Genomic DNA, 20,611 nt, shown 5'->3' on the forward strand with positions numbered 1-20,611 from the left:
AAGCTTCCCTGAGTAAGCATTGCTTATGGCTGACTTTATTTTGTATGCGTCAGCTTGATTAAGGCATAAATTTGTACATCAGGGTTTAAAAATTAAACTATTGGTACAATGATTTAAGGGGGATTATAAAGCCTGTTCAAACCATGGCAACATAAAGTCTGCGATGCTAGGTTGTGCTTTTTGATTTGGGTGAATGCCGTCTCTTTGCATCAGCGATTGATCTGTAACGATCTGCTCCATAAAAAATGGCATCAGCGTAACTTGGTGTTCTGTGGCTAGCTCTTTATAAATCTTACTAATTTGTGACGCGTACCTAGGGCCATAATTGGGAGGCACCATTATTTCGCTGAGTAAGATTTTGATATCTTGGGCCTTTGCGAGCTCAATAATTTTTGTAAGATTATTTTTCAATTGTTTAGGTGGAAAACCACGTAATCCATCGTTACCACCCAGCTCAATTAATAAGATTTCAGGTTGGGCAGACTCAAGCAGTGCGGGGAGTCTACGTAAACCACCGGCTGACGTTTCGCCGCTAACAGAGCCATTTATAATGGTGTGCTCAGGCATTTTTACACGTAATAATTGTACCCACCCCTCGTTTTCCGGCATACCATAACTTGCACTTAGGCTATCACCTAGGATTAATATAGGGGTAGCACTCAGTGGAAAACTACTGAAAACCAATAATAAGACCAAACCGCTAACGCGGTTTTTAACGTCGAAGAAGGATCCTATGTCTGAAAATAGCGCCATAACCGTAAGCCACCTAGTTAAATCTGTTAATACTCAAGAGGGAGAACTGACTATCCTCAACGGCATTAATATGGATGTCAAGCAAGGAGAGAGTGTGGCGATCCTTGGGCCATCAGGTTCAGGTAAATCGACGTTATTAGGATTACTAGCCGCATTAGACTCACCAAGTAGTGGTTCTATACAGCTTGATGGTGTTGCATTGGAAAACTTAAACGAAGAAGCGAAAGCGGCACTGCGTAAGCAAAAAGTCAGCTTCATTTTCCAATCTTTTATGTTGGTTGACACCCTAAATGCACTTGAAAACGTTATGTTGCCAGCTGAGCTTGCTGGAGTCAGTAAAGCTAAAGAGAAAGCGCAAGCCATGTTAGAACGAGTCGGGTTGAGCCACCGTTTGACTCATTTTCCGAATCAACTCTCCGGCGGTGAACAGCAACGAGTTGCCATTGCTAGAGCTTTTATTTGTGAGCCTAAGGTGTTGTTTGCTGATGAACCCACAGGGAATTTAGATTCGGCGAATAGCGATAAAATCGCCGACATGCTGTTTGAGCTTAACCGCGAAAGTGACACGACTTTGGTGCTTGTGACTCACGATATGCAGCTTGCGAGTCGCTGCCAACGCCAATTCATTATGGATTCTGGTTGTTTAGCAGAAAAGTTGACTGCAGAGTCGGCTAACGAAACCACTGAAAATTCGCTAAGCGGTAACAATGGAGCACAAGAGGCAAGCGCATGGAGTTAAGTCTAGCTTGGCGATTGTTTAAGAGGGAGTTGTCTCAGGGGCAATTATTGCTGATTATTTTAGCGATAACCTTAGCCGTATTATCGGTTACGGGACTTGCGAGTGTGAGTGAGCGCTTGCAGTTAGCCATTAACGGCCAAGCGTCTAAGTTTATTGCCGCGGACCGTATTATTGACTCGCCTGACAAAATTGATCCGAAGATACTTCAACTTGCTGATGATATTGGCTTATCCCGAGTCGGCAGTATGCAGTTTAATTCAATGGTGTATGCCGGTGATGCGTTTCAATTAGTGACCGTCAGAGCGGTCGAGCAAGGTTATCCGCTCAAAGGCGATATTGAGCTAAATACAGGTAAAGCCCAAGGTTTACCACAAGCCAATAGTATTTGGTTTGAAACACGTTTAGGTGGGCTTTTAGGCTACCCAGAAGAGATAGAGTTAGGTAACGCTAATTTTACCTTATCGAACGAAATTATTCGTTTACCTGATGCTGGGTTCAATCCGTTTGCATCGTCTCCTGTGGTGTTGATGCGGATTGAGGATGTGGCACAAACTGGGGTTATTCAGCCTGGTAGCCGAGTGACTTATCGTTACCAATTTACGGGTGACTCAGGGCAATTAGCGGCATTTGAACAACAGGTAAAACCGCTGCTAAATACGAGCCAACGTTGGGTTGATGTGCAGTCAGGTGACTCGCCGATTGCAGAAGCTGTTAAGCGTGCCGAGCGGTTCTTGTTATTAGCTAGCCTACTTGGTATCGCATTAGCCTGCGCCGCGATAGGTATCGCAGCGCAGCGTTATTGTCAGCGCCATTATGATGTGGTGGCCATGCTAAAAACCTTTGGTGCCTCAGCAAAACAAATTCGTGTTCTTTTTGGTACTCATCTGTTGTTAGTCACCGCCGTCGGTGTGCTGCTTGGTTTACTCGGTGGTTTTATCTTAGATAGAGGCATTACCGCATTTTTACCGGCAGAGATTGCTGCTTATACGCCACCAATCGGCAGGCCAATTATGTTGGGGATAGGCACGGGCTTTATTAGCGCCTTTATGTTCTCGGCCTATCCGTTGATGCGTTTATTGGCCATCCCACCTTTAAGGGTGTTACAACGCCAGCTAGAAGGATTACAGCTGGGAATGTGGCTACATCTTATGTTGAGTCTGAGTGCTATGGCCTTACTAGGGTATCTCTATTCGCAAAGTCTAGTCTTAACCTTAACTGTGGTTGCGGCAGTGCTACTACTGGGTACCTTACTGAGTATATTGGGCTTTTTCATGATCCGCTTGGGTCACAGCGTTGGAATGAAAACGACTAATCCACTGCAATTAGCATTGGCGGGGCTGAGACGTCGAGCCAAGCAAAATGCAGTTCAGCTTGTTGGATTTAGTAGTGCACTGGTGTTGCTGTTGACTATTTTGGCGCTTAGGCAAGACTTGTTGCAAGAGTGGCAAAAGCAACTTCCAGAAAACTCGCCAAACTATTTTCTAGTGAATATTGCGCCTGAAGAGACACCAACTATTAGCGACTTTTTAGCGCCTCATCTTAAGGCTGCACCGATTATCTACCCCGTGGTTCGTGGACGATTGACAGAAATAAACGGTGAAACCCTGATCTCAAATGCACAACAACAAGACGGTGTAGAGGGACGAGTCGGGATCTCTCGTGAGCTTAATCTTACCTATAGAGATAGCATGCCGCCGAATAATGAGATTTTAGAAGGGGCATTTAACCAAGGTAAATTCGATGTATCGGTAGAGTCTGGTGTCGCCGAACGCTTGGGGGTGTCGATAGGTGATAGCTTAACTTACACCATTGATAACCAGTTGCTTACGGTCAATATTGCGAGTATTCGCGCGGTGCACTGGGAAACGCTTCAGCCTAATTTCTTTATGATTTTTACTAAAGAAGCGTTAGCACCATTTGCATATACGTCTATGTCGAGTTTTCACTTAGATGAGGCTCAACATGGGCTTATTCTAGATTTGATTAAGCAGTTTCCGACCGTGTCTATTATTGATGTTGGCGCTATGGTAAGTCAGTTGAGGCAGATCATTGACCAAGTTTCCTTATCACTGACATTAGTATTAATTTTGGTGTTGCTTGCTAGTGCATTGGTCATGATTGCGCAAACAGAAGCGGGGATGGCGACCAGACAAAGAGAGCTTGCTGTACTGCGTACCTTTGGCGCATCAGGATGGTTGCTGCGCGCCGCAACGGGCTTAGAGTTTGCGCTGCTTGGCACCATAGCGGGGGTACTGGCGGTGATCGTTGCCGAGTTCACTCTGTATTTATTAAAAACACAGGTCTTTGATCTTAATGTGTATATGCACTGGCCTTGGTGGGGAATAGCGCCTTTATGTGGTGGCTTAGTTGTTGCGCTGTTGGGGATATGGCGTTGTAGGCAATTATTGAGCAAGTCATGTGGTGAGTTACTTAAAGCACACTAAGATGAAGGCTATTGGATAATAGAAAGGGATAGCTAAGGCTATCTCTTTCTCTTTGTATTATGAGTGTTATGAGCTTTTATTTACGGCGTGGTTATTTATTAAGCAGCTGTTTGAGTGCAAATTCGAGTTTAGGGTAGTGGAAACTAAATCCCGAATCCAATGTACGCTTAGGCATGACGTACTGGCCTTCTATTAATAGGCTGGACATCTCACCGAGAGCAACTCTTAACGCAAAGGCTGGAACTGGAATAAAGGCGGGCCGTTTTAATACATGAGCAAGTGTTTTGGTAAAGACTCTGTTGCTCACGGGAGTCGGCGCGCAACCATTATAAACACCTTCACAATTAGGATTTTGGAGTAAGTGAACAAAAAGTTGAACAAGATCTGCCTGATGGATCCAGCTCATACCTTGCTTCCCATCAGCAATTGGGCCGCCAAGCCCCAGTTTAAATGCGGGTAACATCTTGGCTAATGCACCGCCGGCACTACCGAGTACCAGTCCAATACGGACGATACAAACGCGAGTTTTATCGCTTTGTGCCTTTAATGCGCCATCTTCCCAACGTTGACAAACTTGATGTGTAAACTCGGCTAAGTTGTGGCTACTCGCTTGATAGTTTTCATCGACTACATTTTGATCTTGATTACCGTAATACCCCACTGCAGAGCCACTTATGAAGGTGTGAGGAGGCGTGCTACTTTTTTCTATCAATGAGGAGAGCTGTTCGGTGATCGTCCACCGACTGTTACAGATAGCCAGCTTTTGTAGGCCACTCCAGCGCTTTGTAGCGATGGGCTCTCCCGCAAGATTTATCACTGCATCGAATTGATTTAGGTTGTCGAGTTCATTGAGTGAAGATAAGTAGTGATGTTGAGCGCCTAGCTTAATGGCTGAGCGCTGCGGATCACGACTAAGTAGGCTTAATTGGTGTTGAGGGGCTAGGGCGTTAACCAGTTGCGTACCGATAAATCCACTGGCGCCAGTCATTAATATATTCATAGGCTCAAATAGATATTCTCAATTTAGTGACGGTTTATGTTAATTAACAACATGACATTTAGTCTGTTAGATATCAGTACGCTAGAGCGTTAACGTTAGATCTATTGTTTTTGATAGCACAACTCTAGTGATACAGAATCTGCGAAGCGTAAAGCATGCGGTTTGTCGATCTCGACTTTAGCAAAGTCAACCCACGGGTGCTCACTGGCAATATCTAATACTTGGCTAGTGAGGTTTTCCAGTAGAGAAAAGCGGTTGTTTTCAACTAAAGCGATGATCTTTTTTGTAATCGTGCGATAATTCAAGGCATCGTCCATATTATCACTGTTTCTTGCTCTATCTGCGCAGTAGTGAATAACAACGTTAATGGTGATATCTTGCTTATTTTGTATTTCGTCTTCTTTAATACCAATAAAGGTACGTAATCTTAGGTTCTTTATACGGATCACGGCGATTTCTGGTTTCATAAATAACGATGTCCCTGTTGTAGTTTTTGTAAGAAGCAGTTTATATAACCCTATCAATATTATAGTGAATCAAGAAGGATTTTATTGTAATGACCCGATTTGAGAATCAAGGCGTGGCTTTTAAGGGCTTTGCTATTTCAGCGTTTATCGTTGTTATTTTAGCAGGCATTAAAGCTGCCAGCCCGATTGTAGTGCCTTTTGTACTATCAGTGTTTATTGCTGTGATCTGTAATCCGATGATCAGTTGGATGACACGTCACCGTACACCACGTGGTTTAGCTGTGCTGTTGCTGATGGTGTTTATTGTATTGATGGGGCTGTGGCTCGCATCAGTTGTAGGTACCTCGATTAATGAATTCTCTAAACAACTGCCGTTTTATCGCGATCAGCTGATAGGTCATTTCTCCTGGATCGTAGAGAAGCTTGCCTCATTTAATATTCATATTTCCAAAGAGCAGATCTTGGCATATTTCGATCCGGGTGTGGCACTGTCTATGACCACTAATATGTTGTCAGGCGTGGGCAGTGTGATGGCAAACTTGTTCCTCATTATTTTGACTGTCGTGTTCATGTTGTTTGAGTCGAATGGGTTTTCGACCAAGATGCATTTGGCGCTGGACGATCCTGATATGCGTTTAAAGCAGGTCGACCGTTTCTTACATTCAGTTAATCAATACATGGTGATTAAAACGTTAGTAAGTTTAGCTACCGGCCTTATTATCGGTGTAGGGCTTTACTTTATCGGCGTTGACTATGCGTTGCTGTGGGGGGTGATAGCGTTTTTGTTTAACTACATTCCTAATATCGGATCAATCATAGCGGCAATCCCATCAGTACTATTGGCATTCATTCAATTAGGCCCAGGAGCAGCTGGTGGCGTGGCGTTATTGTACTTGGGTACAAATACGGTTATGGGCAATGCCGTTGAGCCACGATATATGGGCAAGGGCTTAGGTTTATCGACGTTAGTGGTATTTTTATCATTGATCTTCTGGGGCTGGTTATTGGGCTCTGTGGGCATGTTATTGTCGGTGCCACTGACCATGATTGTAAAAATTGCTTTAGAGTCGAGCTCTGGCGGCCGCTGGCTAGCGGTGTTACTGGGCGATGATATCTCAGAAGCACAGCTACAAGAGGCAAAAGATCCCGAAGTCACTCGTTAAAAAGTGAACAGTTAGAAAGTCATCCGTTAAAAAATAATCAGTTAGAAAATAGTGAAAAGTGAGTTTGATGCAGTTATTTATTGAAGCAGTAAAGCAAGTTGAACTGTCTGAGGACGTGAGTCGACTATTTCATGGTCGTGGGGGGCGTTTTAAAGGCGCAGAGCACCTTTGTTTAGATTGGTTCTCTCCTGTGTTGTTGTTAACCAGTTTTAAAGTGCTAGAAGATGACGAGCTTGAACGATTAACGGTAGCGATAGAGCAGCGTTGGTTTGAGCTTAAAGGTGATGAGCCTCTAAATTTAGTGTTCCAGTATCGTCGTGGTGGAGAAACTCATACAGAAATCATTAAAGGTGAAGTACCTGAAAAACACATAGTGACTGAAAACGGTGCTCATTTTCAAGTGCACCTAATGCGAGGCCAAAATCACGGTCTGTTTCTCGATATGGCCAATGGTCGCCAGTGGGTTCGTGAACATAGTGCTCACAAAAAGGTATTAAACCTATTTGCTTATACCTGTGGCTTTTCTGTCGCAGCGCTTCAAGGTAAGGCAGACGAAGTGGTTAACATCGATATGAGCAAAGGTGCGCTTTCGATTGGTAAGCAAAATCATCTGCTCAATGATTTTAAATCTGGAGCTCGTTTTCTTGGGCATGATATTTTTAAGTCATGGGGTAAGCTCACTAAACTAGGGCCTTATGAGGTGATCATTGCCGATCCGCCAAGTAATCAAAAGGGCAGTTTTGTGGCCACTAAAGATTATGCGCGCTTGCTAAAACGTTTACCTGAATTGTTAACCGATGACGGTGACATGCTACTGTGTTTAAATGCACCAGAGCTGAGTATTGAGTTTTTAATGGAGCAGGTTAACGAGTACAGCCCAAGTCTCGTTTTTTGTGAGCAGCTTGAAAACCCTACTGTATTTGAAGATATTGACCCTAACAAAGCGCTTAAAGTGCTACGTTATCAAAAAAGTTAGTCTGTAGACTATTTGTAGGCTTGGAGCTTAAAGGCTGAACATTATGTTTGGCCTTTTTTATGCTTTCACGTTTAAGATCAAGCTTCAGCTTGAAGTTTACAGGTGAAGCGAAAAGACTGTGCGGTATATTTTTTAGACGTATAAAAATCGCTGCTAAGCTGATTCTTGAATGAAAAACTGAAAGTCTTTCATCTTGACTGACGTGTTTGGCTATATTTTGAAGCGATTACGCCGTTTTTAGCTATTTACCAGCTCTGATTCTGAAAGTTTTCTGTAAGTGCAGGACTGAAGCTGTTATACTCGCCATTAGAAGCAATGCATAATTGGCATGTTTTTAAAAAAGGGCAAAATGACACATTTTTGATGTCATGCCTTTGTACCCTACACCTTAATCAGAGATCCGGAGTCGTTATGGAAATTCAGGAATACGAAGGCGCATATTATCAACTACAAGATGAGATGTTAGAGTCTCTACCCGTTGAAATGGATGAAGAAGCGTTTTTAGATTAAGGATAATATCCTAAAGCCAGCGAATAGCTGAGCTTTAAAGATAAAATAGCAACCACTAGGTTGCTATTTTTTGTTGTGTGTTTGAAAGCATCATTGAAGAGTTATACCGATTGCTATTAACCATTCACTTGCCGTTTCTCTGGCATGATTTCTACTATAATCCAGTTTCCTTGACGCTTGTGTAACCGAAGCGTGCGATCATCAATCCAACTTTGGCCGCCACGTAGGCCTTTAATTTTGACAATTACAGTCACGTCATCGGTGAATTTACGAAAGAAATCGATGTCGACCTCATCGACCTCAAGCTCAACCTCGGTCATCGATAGGTTCAACATATTACGCTGTACTGAAGCGGCAATATAGTAGTGGCTTAAGATCTCTTTAAGTGAGTCATCAACAAAAAATTTGGCTTTATCCACATTTCTGTCGATGTAAACCGCACTTAAGAAGCCTAGAGAGGTTAATTCAGGTGTTCTAAGGGATTGATTGGCAGAAGCACTAGCATCATCGCTGTGTTGCTCTGAGGGGCTGCATGCTACAAGCCCTAAAATTGCTGCAAAAAGTAACGGTTTAATCATGATATAAGTGACGATGGATTTACTGCAGTATTACGATTATTACCCATCAACGCAAGAAATTCATAAAGGATCGTCCGAAAAGCTTGACCTAGATAAAGATCTAAGGCATATCTGTATAGATCACTTATAAAGGTTATCCACAGAATCTGTGGGTAAGTGTGTTGATGACTATTTTTAACTAGCTTAAGTCATTAATATTTAAAAGCTAAAAGCACTGGTTATTTTTTGATTCATTTCTCTGTGTCTCCATTTTCTTGTCTATAATCTTCAAGCATAACTAACTCATTATCAGTATTTGCGATCTCTAGAGTGTTTTTTGTACATATCAGAATAACGAGAAGCATGGATAATGGAATGGACCCATCCCCTTTTAATCGGCCTCGCAATGGGCCACGATGTCATTTTGGGAATTGGCGTTGATGCAAAGTTAAGTGCTATGCAGTTAAAGTGCCTTATCCTGAGGCAGGTGTCATATGCTGTAGGTGCACTTAAAGGCTGACGGTCGACATATATCGCTGCAAATACTTAGTGATAGCCGTTCTCACAACTGTTCAATTAGATGTTAATGGCGAAGGCTCAAACAAACAGACTAGAAGCAGAGAAACATGCAGTAATGACTCTGTTTAAATGTTGATTTTAAAGTATATTGTATTTAAATTGATTAACTAGTTAGACACAAAAAAGCCTGCTAACGCAGGCTTTTTCATAGTATTGGCTAGACGACTAGCTAATTAAGCTTGCTCGTTCTGAGCCGCTTGGATTGCCGTTAATGCAATCGTATAAACGATATCGTCAACTAATGCGCCACGAGATAGATCGTTTACTGGCTTACGCATGCCTTGCAGCATTGGGCCAATAGAGATCAAATCCGCACTACGTTGTACCGCTTTGTATGTTGTGTTACCCGTGTTTAGATCTGGGAATACAAATACAGTCGCTTGACCAGCAACAGGGCTGTTAGGCGCTTTAGAGCGAGCAACGTTTGGCATTACTGCCGCGTCGTACTGTAGTGGACCGTCAATGATTAGATCAGGACGCTTCTCTTGAGCAATACGAGTCGCCTCACGTACTTTATCAACATCAGAACCCGTACCTGAACTACCAGTAGAGTAACTGATCATTGCAACGCGTGGCTCGATACCAAATGCAATTGCAGATTCTGCTGATTGAATCGCGATATCAGCTAACTGCTCAGCAGTTGGATCTGGGTTAATCGCGCAGTCACCGTAGATGTAAACTTGATCAGGCATCAACATAAAGAAGATAGATGATACAAGGCTTGAACCTGGTGCAGTCTTAATTAACTGTAGTGGTGGACGAATCGTGTTAGCTGTCGTGTTAACCGCACCCGATACGATACCGTCTACTTCGCCTTGAGCAAGCATCATAGTACCTAGTACCATGTTGTCTTGTAGTTGCTCTTTAGCAACAACTTCAGTTAGACCCTTACCACGACGTAGTTCAAGCATTGCTTCAACGTAGCGGTCACGAGATGTTTCAGGATCAACGATTTCTACGCCATCACCTAATACAACGCCATGCTGAGTGGCGATGCGTTCAATCTCTTCGCGGTTACCTAAAAGAACACAGCGAGCAATACCACGTTCAGCACAAATTGCAGCGGCTTCGATAGTTCTTGGCTCATCACCCTCAGGCAGAACAACGGTCTTACGCGCAGCACGAGCAAGTTCAGTTAACTTGTAACGGAATGCAGGTGGCGATAAACGGTGCTCACGTGGTGAATTCTTAGTGATGCTCTCAACCCAGTTTTGGTCGATGTGGCTTGCGACGTACTCTTGAACTTGTTCAATACGTACAGCGTCATCAACAGGCACTTCATGATCAAAACGCTGAATGTTTAGCGCGGTTTGCCAAGTGTTAGTATCGATTAAGAAGACTGGCAGGCCAGTTTCGAAAGCTTGTTCACAAAGCTCCATGATCTGTGGCTCAGGCTCATAACCGCCTGTTAGCAACAAGGCACCGACTTTTACGCCGTTCATTGAAGCTAGACAAGCCGATACGATAACGTCACTGCGGTCGCCTGAAGTCACTAATAGTGAATCAGTTTTAATATGAGAAACCATATTAGGGATGCTGCGAGCACAGAAAGTCACTTTACGCATACGGCGAGTGTTCATTTCACCAGCGTTAATGATTTTAGCGCTTAAGTGCTTAGCCAGATCTGATGCACGTGGTGCAACAAGATCTAAGTTGTAAGGTACGCTACCTAAAATACGTAGTGGACTCTTACCTGGAAGTTGGAACATGCTTGCTGCATCTGGACGCGGCATTTCGTCGTGATCAAAAACTTCTGATAGATCTGGACGTGCACGGCCTTCGTCATCAACCGGTGCGCCAATTTTGTTGACGATAGCACCGATTAAACGCTTGTTTTCACTGCCACCCCAAGAGTTATGTGAAATCTCTAGGCGGTTCATTAATGCTGTCGCGCTTTCGCTACCAGGAGTGGCAACAAAAATAATGTCAGCATCAAGTGCTTTAGCGATTGCATGGTTAACATCGCTAGAGAAAGGATGATTACGAGTTTGGACTAAACCTTCAACGATCAATGTTTCAGTATCATCAGCACATTCTGTTGCACGAGCAATGATTTGCTCCATCAACACGTCAGTTTGGTCTGCACGAATTAGTTTTTCTGCATGCTCCATCTCGAATGGCTCGAGCGGATTAACGGTTGGAGACTTGCTCAAAATAGTCGTTGAGCGCTCTGGACCTTTGTCATTTGGACGTTGCTGGGCGATTGGCTTGAAAAAGCGTACTTTAACGCCGTGACGTTCTAGTGCGCGAACCATACCTAGGCTAATGGAAGTTAAACCCACGCCTGTACCCACTGGAATGAGCATAATGTTACGAGACATATTGACCTCTTAAAACACGGTGATGTCATACAAAGTATGACTTAAATCTATACTGCGCTAACAGCAGCTAATACTTGGTATTAGCTGCATTTTTTGTGCTTTTAGTTACTTGATTAGTGTGATTGCGTCTTGCGCAATAACCCACTCTTCATTAGTAGGAATAACCATAGCAACAGTACCTTCGTCGGTCGTGATCTTGCCACCGTTACCAAAGCGAGCTGCAGCGTTACGCTCTTTATCAACGTTGAAGTTGAAAATAGCTAATGAGTTCAGTACTTTTTCACGGATAAGATCAGAGTTTTCACCGATACCACCAGTGAACACTACTGCGTCTAGACGCTCTAGTGGCACTGTGTAAGAAGCGATGTACTTAGCTAGACGGTAGCAGAAGATCTCTAGTGCTAGCGTTGCGCCTTTATGACCTTTCTCAAAACCTTCCTCGATGCCACGGCAATCGTTAGTCAGTTCAGAAATACCTAGCAGACCACTTTGCTTGTTAAGTACAGACTCAACTTCGTCTAGTGTGTAACCTAGACGATTAACTAGGTGGAAGATAACTGATGGATCTACGTCACCACAACGTGTACCCATTACCAAACCTTCTAGTGGAGTAAGACCCATAGAAGTGTCAACGCTCTTGCCGCCTTTGATAGCAGTAACTGATGCGCCGTTACCTAAGTGAGCACAAATGATGTTTGTGTCAGCTTCATCTTTACCTAATGCTTTAGCCGCTTCACGGCTGATGAATAGGTGGCTAGTACCGTGCATGCCATAGCGACGGATCGCGTTTTCACGGTATAGCTTGTATGGAAGTGCATATACATATGCTTTTTCAGGCATAGTTTGGTGAAACGCAGTATCAAATACAGCAACTTGTGGAAGCGCTGGGAATGATGCTTGTGCTGCACGAATACCGATAAGGTGAGCAGGGTTGTGAAGCGGTGCTAAAGTCGCACAGTCTTCGATACCTTGAACTACAGATTCGTCGATAATGACTGAGTGAGTGAATTTCTCACCACCGTGAACAACACGGTGACCAATTGCTTGGATCTCTGCAGCGATTTCTGGGTGAGCACCTAGAATGTCGTTAACAATGTATTCAACAGCTTCTCTGTGAGCAGTGAAAGCACCTAGGCTCGCTTCACTTTTCTGACCGTTAACTTTCCATTTGATTCTTGAATCTTCAAGACCAAAACATTCTGCTAGACCTGAAATTTGGTCGTCGCCAGAAATCGCATCAATTACTGCAAACTTTAGCGATGAACTACCACAGTTAAGCACCAATACTAGTTTGTTTGACATGTTTAAACCTTTCGCAATAAAGGGTGAAGCCGTTTGGCTCACCTAATAACAAAACTTCATATGGCAACTATAGCCGAAGTCGTAAAGTATGCTCTTTAAAAGAGCAAAATTGTGTATTACTCTGCTGTAGCCCTTGGGGCAGGCCGAGTGTTTATGCTAAAGTTAGGCTGTTAATTTTATTTATAGGTGCCATCGTTGAGCATTCAAGTTCTCAAAACATTAGGTGAAGGTCATCGTTATATGAAGACTTGGCCTATGGTTCGACAACTCAGTTTTTACTTTCCTGAGTATCGCGTTATGCGAGCGACTAAACTGGCGTTACCGTTAATGCCTGTGTTGGCTTTATTGGCTGCAGCGAGTCAGTTGTACTTGCACGGTTGGAGCTATCTGCCCCAAGCGATAACCATCGCATTATTCTTTATCAGTTTGCCCATTCAGGGCTTACTTTGGCTCGGTTGGCGTTCTCGCCATCCTCTACCTTTATCTCTACTTGACTGGGGTAATCAGCTCTCGACTAAATTAATGCAAATGGGCGTTAATTGTCGGCCGCTTGGCGCTAAAGCATGCTACTTCGATATGGCGCTCATATTAAAAGCGGCGTTCGAACGCTTAGATGCCAGTTACTGGGAAGAGCTCTAGTTTGGCTAGCGCTGTATTACGCGGTTAATAAACCGCTTTTATTCCCATATCAGTAAAGACTTTCTTAATCTGTTCCATAGTCTCAGTGCTTGGTGGGGAAATATTATTAAGCTCATATTTCTCTCCCATGGCTTCCCATTTATGTTTGCCTAACTCGTGATAAGGGAGTAACTCAACCTTTTCCACATTAGTCATAGGCTTAATAAACTCAGCTAACGCTTGAGCTGATGGAATATCGTCGGTATAGCCACCAACAACCACATAGCGAATCCATGTTGTTTGCCCACGCTTATGCAAATATTCTGCAAACTGTAGCGTGCGCTGGTTGCTGACATTGGTTAGATCGATATGCTTGGCATCATCAATCTGTTTAATATCTAGCATCACCAAATCTGTGTTATCGAGAAGTTCATCAATAATGGGTGTGTGTTTACGAACAAAGCCGTTAGTATCAAGACAAGTATGAATACCTTCTTGTTTACACGCTTTGAAAAGCTCTGTAACGAAATCAGCTTGTAAAATTGCTTCTCCGCCGCTTGCGGTCACACCACCGCCACTGGCTTCAAGAAAAGGTCGATAACTAATGATTTGACTCATTAAGTCATCGACTTTCATTTCTTTACCACCGTGTAAGTCCCAAGTGTCTCGGTTATGGCAGTATAAGCAGCGCATTAAGCAGCCTTGCATAAAGGTGATAAACCGAATGCCGGGACCATCAACTGTTCCAAAAGATTCAATTGAATGAATCCGACCTATAACTGCCATTTATACTCCTGTTTAGCTGATGCTCGCATACGCTAGCATCAGCTCAATCGACACTTAAGTAAACTTACAGACCTTTAGTAAAGGTACGGGTAATAACGTCTTGCTGTTGCTCTGGTGTTAGCGAGTTAAAGCGTACAGCATAACCAGAAACACGGATTGTTAGCTGTGGGTATTTCTCTGGATTAACCACTGCATCTTCAAGCATTTCGCGGTTCATTACGTTAACGTTTAAGTGTTGACCACCTTCACGAGTATCGTTATGAGCGAAGTAACCATCCATAAGTGCTGCAAGGTTAGTCTTACGGGTATCATCATCTTTACCTAACGCGTTAGGAACGATAGAGAATGTGTAAGAAATACCGTCTTGTGCGTGAGCAAATGGTAGTTTAGCCACAGATGTTAAAGAAGCGATAGCGCCTTTTTCATCACGACCATGCATTGGGTTAGCACCTGGAGCAAATGGTGCACCAGAGCGACGACCGTCAGGTGTGTTACCCGTCTTCTTACCATAAACCACGTTAGAGGTAATAGTTAGAATTGACTGAGTTGGGATCGCGTTGCGGTACATCTTCATGTTACGGATTTTCGCCATGAAGCGCTCAACCAATTCAGTTGCGATATCATCAACACGTGGGTCGTTGTTACCGAACTTTGGATAGTCGCCTTCGATGTCGAAATCAACAGCAATACCGTTTTCATCACGGATTGGCTTAACCGTTGCGTACTTAATCGCAGATAGTGAGTCAGCCGTGATAGAAAGACCAGCAATACCACATGCCATAGTACGACGTACGTCTCTGTCGTGAAGTGCCATTAGTGCAGCTTCATAAGAGTACTTGTCGTGCATGAAGTGGATAGCGTTTAGTGCAGACACATACTGCGTAGCAAGCCAGTCCATCATAGTGTCTAAGCGACCTAGAACGTCATCAAAATCTAGAACGTCGTCTGTGATTGGCGCAGACTTAGGACCGATTTGAGCGTTAAGTTTTTCGTCAACACCACCGTTGATAGCGTAAAGCATCGTCTTGGCAAGGTTTGCACGCGCGCCGAAGAACTGCATGTGCTTACCAACAACCATTGGGCTTACACAACACGCGATAGCGTAATCGTCAGATTCGAAATCTGGACGCATTAGATCATCGTTTTCGTACTGGATAGAGCTAGTATCGATAGATACTTTAGACGCGTACTTCTTGAAGCTTAGTGGTAATTGCTCAGACCATAGAACCGTGATGTTTGGCTCTGGGCTAGGACCCATGTTGTATAGAGTGTGCAAGAAACGGAAGCTAGACTTAGTCACAAGTGTACGGCCGTCTAGACCCATACCCGCGATAGACTCTGTTGCCCAGATAGGGTCGCCAGAGAATAGCTCATCGTATTCTGGAGTACGTAGGAAACGTACCATACGAAGCTTCATTACGAAATGGTCAACCATTTCTTGAGCTTGTTGCTCAGTCAATGTGCCGTTCTTAAGATCACGTTCAATGAACACGTCTAGGAAGCTAGAAGTACGACCTAAAGACATCGCAGCGCCGTTCTGGCTCTTAACTGCAGCTAGGTAGCCGAAGTAAGTCCACTGAATAGCTTCTTTAGCGTTAGTTGCAGGCAAAGAGATGTCGAAGCCGTAGCTTGCTGCCATCTTCTTCATCTGGCCTAGTGCTTTGTGCTGCTCTGCAATTTCTTCACGAAGTTGCATAGTGTAAGACAAGTCTACGCCAGTCTCGAAATCAGACTGTAGTGAGCCAAATTGGGCAAACTTGTCTTTCATTAGGAAATCGATACCGTAAAGAGCGACACGACGGTAATCACCAATGATACGACCACGGCCGTATGCATCTGGTAAACCAGTCAATACGCCAGACTTACGACAACGCATGATTTCTGGCGTGTAGATGTCGAACACACCTTGGTTGTGTGTCTTACGTAGCTCTGAGTATACATACTTAACGTCAGCGTCTAGTTCACGACCGTATGCAGCACAAGAACTTTCAACCATACGAATACCACCGTTTGGCAACATAGCACGCTTTAGAGGCGCTTCTGTTTGTAGACCAACGATTGTTTCTAGATCTTTAGTGATGTAACCGGCTTCGTGAGAAGTGATTGTTGATACACGTGAAGTATCAAAATCAACAGGTGCGTGAGTGCGGTTCTCTTCCTTAATGCCAACCATAACTTTGTCCCAAAGTTCGGTTGTTGCTTCAGTAGCACCAGCAAGGAAAGACTCGTCGCCTTCATAAGGAGTGTAGTTAGCTTGAATAAAGTCACGCACATTGACTTCAGTTTTCCAATCGCCAGCGGTGAAACCTTCCCACGCGGTTGCAAACTGTTCAGTTTTTTCGGTCATCGTACTATTACCTTCTGTTTTAGATAAAGGTTATTGGGTATCGATATAGGCTCAAAAACGAGGCGTGCGATACACCAATAGCTAAGTCTTAAACGCCCCAACGGCGGATAGCCTTATGTTACTTGGCGCGTTTTCGAAGTGAATTCACTTCATTGTAATCTGTTTGGCTTAATCGTCTTTCGTTCTCCAGTATCTATTCTGACTGAAGAATTCAAATTGGTAAGACCAATTAACCATAGTTATATTAGCATAACCTTGGATGCACTGCATCCAAATCAGGTCTTAATTGGCTTGCAAATGCGAAAACTGTTACCAAGGTAGCATTTTTTAACCGTACACGCTTTGACTGAGCTTTAATCGATTGATATGCCTTAAAAGTGGCCCAATTTTCGCTACTCAATTTTCAGCCTAAGACTTCAGTATTTTTGCTGGTCATTATTCGGCCCAGTCGCTTAGATAATTAGAGCGGCAAAGTATGACTCATACGACTTAAGGCAGATGAATTATAGGTGAATAATTGCTGACGTTTTTCGTTTTTGGATGCGCAGCCTATATCTTGATTCACTTGCCCTCATTATTAAAACATCGCGACTGAGGTGACATAGCTCCCCTTGATGTAGGTGTGCCTACTCATAACCTACTATGAACGCATATTTTTTCAGTGTGATTGACAGCATTAGCTGGGCCTTGAGTACGGTGAGTTATTTGATTGTAAATAACAACAAGTCAGTCTAGCTTTAGTTGATGGTTAGCTTTAAAGAGTAAAGAGGGGGACTAGTTTGTACGGTTAGGCTGTATGGGTAGGAGCCTGTCAATCAGAAACGTAAGCCTGACTAATGGTGCAACATTGGCTAACAAAATGAGTCAGAATTAGATCTAGGTTAAACAATTATCACATTTCACTATATTAGTAAGGCGTTTTTAATGCCTTTAGTTTATGGCTATGTTATCTTATTTGTCTTAAAATTAAATTGGTCAGACCAATTTACCTTTTGGTTTGTCTATTTAGTAATTGTCTTTGATTTTATTAAAAAATTTCTAAGCTTGTTTAATGTAAGCGATTGATGGTTATCGGTGTTGTGGAGAAAGTTTATGCGATTCGTATACGGTTTTGGAAAAGTAGTGATACTAGGTGGGAATAATGGCAATTAATAAGCAGAACAGTCAGGAAGCTCAGACTCAAAGTTCACAGCAAACATCTAACACCAATGCGTTAGTGAAGCCGAGCTTAGTTCAGCAAGCGGCGAACTATGGAGCCGATAAAGTCTTTAAATCTAAAGGGCAATCTTTTGGGCTTGCTATTTTTGCCGGTGCTTTCATCGCACTCGCTTTTGTTTTTTACATTACCGTTACTACCGGTAGCCAAGGCTCTTGGGGCCTCACGCGGTTTGTTGGCGGACTTGCTTTCAGTTTAGGTTTAATTCTTGTTGTGGTTTGCGGTGGCGAACTATTTACCAGTACCGTGCTTAGCAGCGTAGCGTGGGCTCAAAAAAGAGTGAGTCATATCGCATTGCTGAAGTGTTGGGCTAGAGTCTATGCTGGTAACTTTGTTGGCGCTATGCTCATGGTGCTATTGATCACTCTGGCTGGTATGTATCAGCTTGATGGCGGTCGTTGGGGCTTAAGTGCACTCAATATCGCTCAGCATAAGTTGCACCATAGTTGGACCCAGGCCTTTGTACTAGGGATCTTGTGTAACATGATGGTCTGTCTAGGGGTGTGGATGACATTTGCAACCAAAGATGTGTTGACTAAAGTTGTGCTGCTTATGTTGCCAGTGGCTATGTTTGTTAGCAGTGGTTTCGAGCACAGTATTGCTAATATGTTCATGGTGCCACTTGGGATCACAATTCAACAGTTTGCCGATCCAGCTTGGTTTGATGCGCTGAATATCAGCCGCGAACAGTATGCAGATCTGACCGTAATGAACTTTGTTTTCAATAACCTGATCCCAGTTACCTTAGGTAATATTGTTGGCGGTGGTGTGTTTGTCGGTTTAGGCTACTTGATGATTGAAAACGGGGCTAAGAGCTACTCCTCCGAAGACAATTCACAGCAGATTGATACAAAGAGTAAGGCTGACAGTTAAGCTGATAAGCGAGTGGCAGCATCGAAAATAAGCAGTTCATTTATATGAGCTGCTTTTTTTTACCCATACGTTAGCGATTGACAGATTTCCTGCAGCTTTCCTGCAGCTTTGTGACCAATTTTGTGGCGTGCTTTTAGATGGGGATAAATGTGACTTTACGCAATAATTTTACGGATAGTTTGTTTTGCTATCATGTTTCTGAGTCTGTCTGGCAGCAGTTGCTGGTATCACTTATCAATATTGATTAAAATCCCGTGCTAAATCTTCCATAACGTGGCTACCTGCAATTTTATGTGCTTGCTTACAAAAACCTCATTAGTACTGACCTTTAGCTATTTTTTTCTCTGGTGCTTTGGCCCTTTATGGCTGAGCGAACTGGGAAATTGGTTTGGTTTACCTTTATGGTTTTGGTTTTCCTGTATTGCAGCACCTATTTTATTGATAATCAGTCTTAGCTTTTTACTGACAAATATGGCTGACAAACAAGATGACTAGTTTGCTTCCCGTGCTTATTTATCTTGCATTGAGCTTGGTTGTCACCCGTGTATGGAGCGCGCGTCAATCTAAACAATCTCAGGCACTGCATGAAGATAAAGCCAAGCGTTTCTTTATTGGCGGTGCCTTTCTTACTGGTCCATTGTTAGCACTGACTTTAGTGGCAACATACACCAGTGCGGGTTCATTCATTGGTGGGCCTGGCGCAGCCTATAAGTTTGGTTTAGGTTGGGTATGGTTAGCGCTTATTCAAGTTCCGGTTGTGATCCTCACTTTGGGCGTGCTCGGCCCTAAGTTTTTGGCGCAAAGAAAACAATACAGCACCATTATTGAATGGCTAGATGAGCGCTATCAAAATAACTGGCTCAGCATCATTGCAATGCTGAGCTTAGTTATCGGCTTTATCGCAATGATCTCGGTGCAGTTTATTGGTGGTGCTCGATTACTTTCTGGTGTGACAGGCATTAGTTACGAATTAGGTCTAGCGATATTTGTCACCACAGTGATGGCTTACACTTTAACCGGTGGTTTTAGGGCGGTAGTGCTTACTGATGCATTGCAAGGCATAGTGATGTTGGTAGGGCTGATAATATTACTACTCGTGATCCTCACACAACCAGAGCTCAGTGCGCAGCTTAGCGTAGAAACGGCAAAGTCCCCCCAGTTACTCAGCCCTCATGGGATGGGAGATTTTCTTGGTTGGCCTATGATGCTCTCGTTTTGGGTGCTGATCTGTTTTGGTACTATGGGGCTGCCCCACACTATTGTCAGGCTACTCGCTGTCAAAGATAGTAAATCATTAAAGCGTGGCATGGTCTGGGGCACATTAATCTGTTTCTTGATGACATTACTGCCGCATCTTTGTGGGTTTTTAGGGCGTGCATTATTTCCAAATCTCTCGGTTCCCGATCAGATTATGCCAACCTTAATTGCACAATTACTGACACCATTTTGGGCGGGCATTTTATTGGCAGCGCCGATTGCTGCGGTCATGTCATCGGTCGATTCCATGTTATTGCAATCTGCGGTAAGCATCGTTCGTGATGGGGTCGTTAAGAGTCTGCCAAATATGAGTGCAACAGCGCAGGTACGCTTGACTCAAGTCGTGATGGTATTGATCACAGGTTTAGCCTGTTTTTGGGCAATCAATCCACCAGACATGATTGTTTGGATTAACCTTGCGGCTTTCGGTGCGCTGCAAGCTGTTTTCCTATGGCCTATTATAGCTGGGCTATTCTGGCCTAGTGTGAATGGTCAAAGTGCTTTAGTTGCAATGTCCAGCGGGATAGTGAGTTACCTGGCGCTGCAGTTGCAGGCACCGCTGGCACACAATATTCACCCTATTGTGCCCGCGTTACTATTCTCATTATTGATGTTAGTCATCAGTCATGCAATATGCTTATCACGCGAAAAACGCTCTGTTCAGAGTGATTATTAACCGGCCTTGTCTATAGCTTGTAGCTTG

Annotated in this window: 15 protein-coding genes; 7 read left to right on the top strand and 8 right to left on the bottom strand. The window is 43.6% G+C overall.

The window, feature by feature from the left end; translation table 11 throughout:
• Positions 1-123 precede the first annotated feature (123 nt).
• Positions 124-753, bottom strand: coding sequence for an arylesterase (locus tag ACVBIL_RS06865; RefSeq protein WP_447166235.1), 630 nt, complete (start codon positions 751-753; stop codon positions 124-126).
• Here ACVBIL_RS06865 and ACVBIL_RS06870 point away from each other — a divergent pair.
• Entirely contained in the window at positions 734-1,492 is a 759-nt protein-coding gene (locus ACVBIL_RS06870) for an ABC transporter ATP-binding protein (protein WP_447166236.1), read from the top strand. The two genes, ACVBIL_RS06865 and ACVBIL_RS06870, sit on opposite strands and share 20 nt — an antisense overlap.
• Positions 1,483-3,936, top strand: coding sequence for an ABC transporter permease (locus ACVBIL_RS06875; RefSeq protein WP_447166237.1), 2,454 nt, complete (start codon positions 1,483-1,485; stop codon positions 3,934-3,936). The genes ACVBIL_RS06870 and ACVBIL_RS06875 overlap by 10 nt, the downstream gene beginning before the upstream one ends.
• 91 nt (positions 3,937-4,027) lie before the next feature.
• Here the strand turns inward: ACVBIL_RS06875 and ACVBIL_RS06880 are convergent, their stop codons facing one another.
• A complete protein-coding gene (locus ACVBIL_RS06880) occupies positions 4,028-4,936 on the bottom strand; it encodes a TIGR01777 family oxidoreductase (RefSeq protein ID WP_447166238.1) in 909 nt (302 codons plus the stop codon).
• 101 nt (positions 4,937-5,037) lie between these two features.
• A complete protein-coding gene (folX, locus tag ACVBIL_RS06885; RefSeq protein WP_447166239.1) occupies positions 5,038-5,403 on the bottom strand; it encodes a dihydroneopterin triphosphate 2'-epimerase in 366 nt (121 codons plus the stop codon).
• A gap of 89 nt (positions 5,404-5,492) precedes the next feature.
• Here folX and ACVBIL_RS06890 point away from each other — a divergent pair, with 89 nt between their 5' ends.
• Entirely contained in the window at positions 5,493-6,566 is a 1,074-nt protein-coding gene (locus tag ACVBIL_RS06890; RefSeq protein WP_447166240.1) for an AI-2E family transporter, read from the top strand.
• 67 nt (positions 6,567-6,633) lie between these two features.
• Positions 6,634-7,542, top strand: coding sequence for a class I SAM-dependent methyltransferase (locus tag ACVBIL_RS06895; RefSeq protein WP_447166241.1), 909 nt, complete (start codon positions 6,634-6,636; stop codon positions 7,540-7,542).
• Between the two features lie 626 nt (positions 7,543-8,168).
• On the opposite strand, the gene ACVBIL_RS06900 is transcribed toward ACVBIL_RS06895, so the two are convergent.
• From ACVBIL_RS06900 to ackA, 3 genes are all read right to left on the bottom strand, one after another.
• A complete protein-coding gene (locus ACVBIL_RS06900) occupies positions 8,169-8,627 on the bottom strand; it encodes a hypothetical protein (RefSeq protein WP_447166289.1) in 459 nt (152 codons plus the stop codon).
• A gap of 734 nt (positions 8,628-9,361) precedes the next feature.
• Positions 9,362-11,509 (bottom strand): phosphate acetyltransferase, encoded by a 2,148-nt coding sequence (pta, locus tag ACVBIL_RS06905; RefSeq protein ID WP_447166242.1) that lies wholly within the window; start codon positions 11,507-11,509, stop codon positions 9,362-9,364.
• Positions 11,510-11,614: 105 nt separating this feature from the next.
• On the bottom strand, positions 11,615-12,811 hold the full coding sequence (gene ackA / locus ACVBIL_RS06910) for an acetate kinase (protein WP_447166243.1): 1,197 nt from the start codon (positions 12,809-12,811) through the stop codon (positions 11,615-11,617).
• A 195-nt stretch (positions 12,812-13,006) separates the two neighbouring features.
• Between ackA and yfbV the strand changes: the two genes are divergently transcribed.
• Positions 13,007-13,450, top strand: a complete 444-nt coding sequence (gene yfbV / locus ACVBIL_RS06915) for a terminus macrodomain insulation protein YfbV (protein ID WP_447166244.1) — start codon at positions 13,007-13,009, stop codon at positions 13,448-13,450.
• A gap of 24 nt (positions 13,451-13,474) precedes the next feature.
• On the opposite strand, the gene pflA is transcribed toward yfbV, so the two are convergent.
• Together pflA and pflB are read right to left on the bottom strand one after the other, a co-directional pair.
• Positions 13,475-14,215, bottom strand: coding sequence for a pyruvate formate lyase 1-activating protein (gene pflA, locus ACVBIL_RS06920; RefSeq protein WP_447166245.1), 741 nt, complete (start codon positions 14,213-14,215; stop codon positions 13,475-13,477).
• Between the two features lie 64 nt (positions 14,216-14,279).
• Positions 14,280-16,562: a formate C-acetyltransferase gene (gene pflB, locus ACVBIL_RS06925; protein WP_447166246.1), complete on the bottom strand. Its 2,283-nt coding sequence runs from the start codon at positions 16,560-16,562 to the stop codon at positions 14,280-14,282.
• Between the two features lie 1,141 nt (positions 16,563-17,703).
• On the opposite strand from pflB, the gene focA reads away from it, so the two are divergent.
• Entirely contained in the window at positions 17,704-18,651 is a 948-nt protein-coding gene (gene focA, locus ACVBIL_RS06930) for a formate transporter FocA (RefSeq protein ID WP_447166247.1), read from the top strand.
• 487 nt (positions 18,652-19,138) lie between these two features.
• Complete coding sequence (gene panF / locus ACVBIL_RS06935) at positions 19,139-20,584, top strand: sodium/pantothenate symporter (protein WP_447166248.1); 1,446 nt, start codon at positions 19,139-19,141, stop codon at positions 20,582-20,584.
• Positions 20,585-20,611 lie beyond the last annotated feature (27 nt).

The sequence above is a fragment of the Shewanella sp. 125m-7 genome (genome assembly GCF_052977045.1).

Coding starts and splice junctions, on each gene's coding strand:
- pta (WP_447166242.1), bottom strand. CDS start 11,509: ATGTCTCGTAACATTATGCTCATTCCAGTGGGTACAGGCGTGGGTTTA.
- pflB (WP_447166246.1), bottom strand. CDS start 16,562: ATGACCGAAAAAACTGAACAGTTTGCAACCGCGTGGGAAGGTTTCACC.
- ACVBIL_RS06880 (WP_447166238.1), bottom strand. CDS start 4,936: ATGAATATATTAATGACTGGCGCCAGTGGATTTATCGGTACGCAACTG.
- ACVBIL_RS06870 (WP_447166236.1), top strand. CDS start 734: ATGTCTGAAAATAGCGCCATAACCGTAAGCCACCTAGTTAAATCTGTT.
- ACVBIL_RS06865 (WP_447166235.1), bottom strand. CDS start 753: ATGGCGCTATTTTCAGACATAGGATCCTTCTTCGACGTTAAAAACCGC.
- ackA (WP_447166243.1), bottom strand. CDS start 12,811: ATGTCAAACAAACTAGTATTGGTGCTTAACTGTGGTAGTTCATCGCTA.
- focA (WP_447166247.1), top strand. CDS start 17,704: ATGGCAATTAATAAGCAGAACAGTCAGGAAGCTCAGACTCAAAGTTCA.
- panF (WP_447166248.1), top strand. CDS start 19,139: ATGACTAGTTTGCTTCCCGTGCTTATTTATCTTGCATTGAGCTTGGTT.
- ACVBIL_RS06895 (WP_447166241.1), top strand. CDS start 6,634: ATGCAGTTATTTATTGAAGCAGTAAAGCAAGTTGAACTGTCTGAGGAC.
- ACVBIL_RS06875 (WP_447166237.1), top strand. CDS start 1,483: ATGGAGTTAAGTCTAGCTTGGCGATTGTTTAAGAGGGAGTTGTCTCAG.
- folX (WP_447166239.1), bottom strand. CDS start 5,403: ATGAAACCAGAAATCGCCGTGATCCGTATAAAGAACCTAAGATTACGT.
- pflA (WP_447166245.1), bottom strand. CDS start 14,215: ATGGCAGTTATAGGTCGGATTCATTCAATTGAATCTTTTGGAACAGTT.
- ACVBIL_RS06890 (WP_447166240.1), top strand. CDS start 5,493: ATGACCCGATTTGAGAATCAAGGCGTGGCTTTTAAGGGCTTTGCTATT.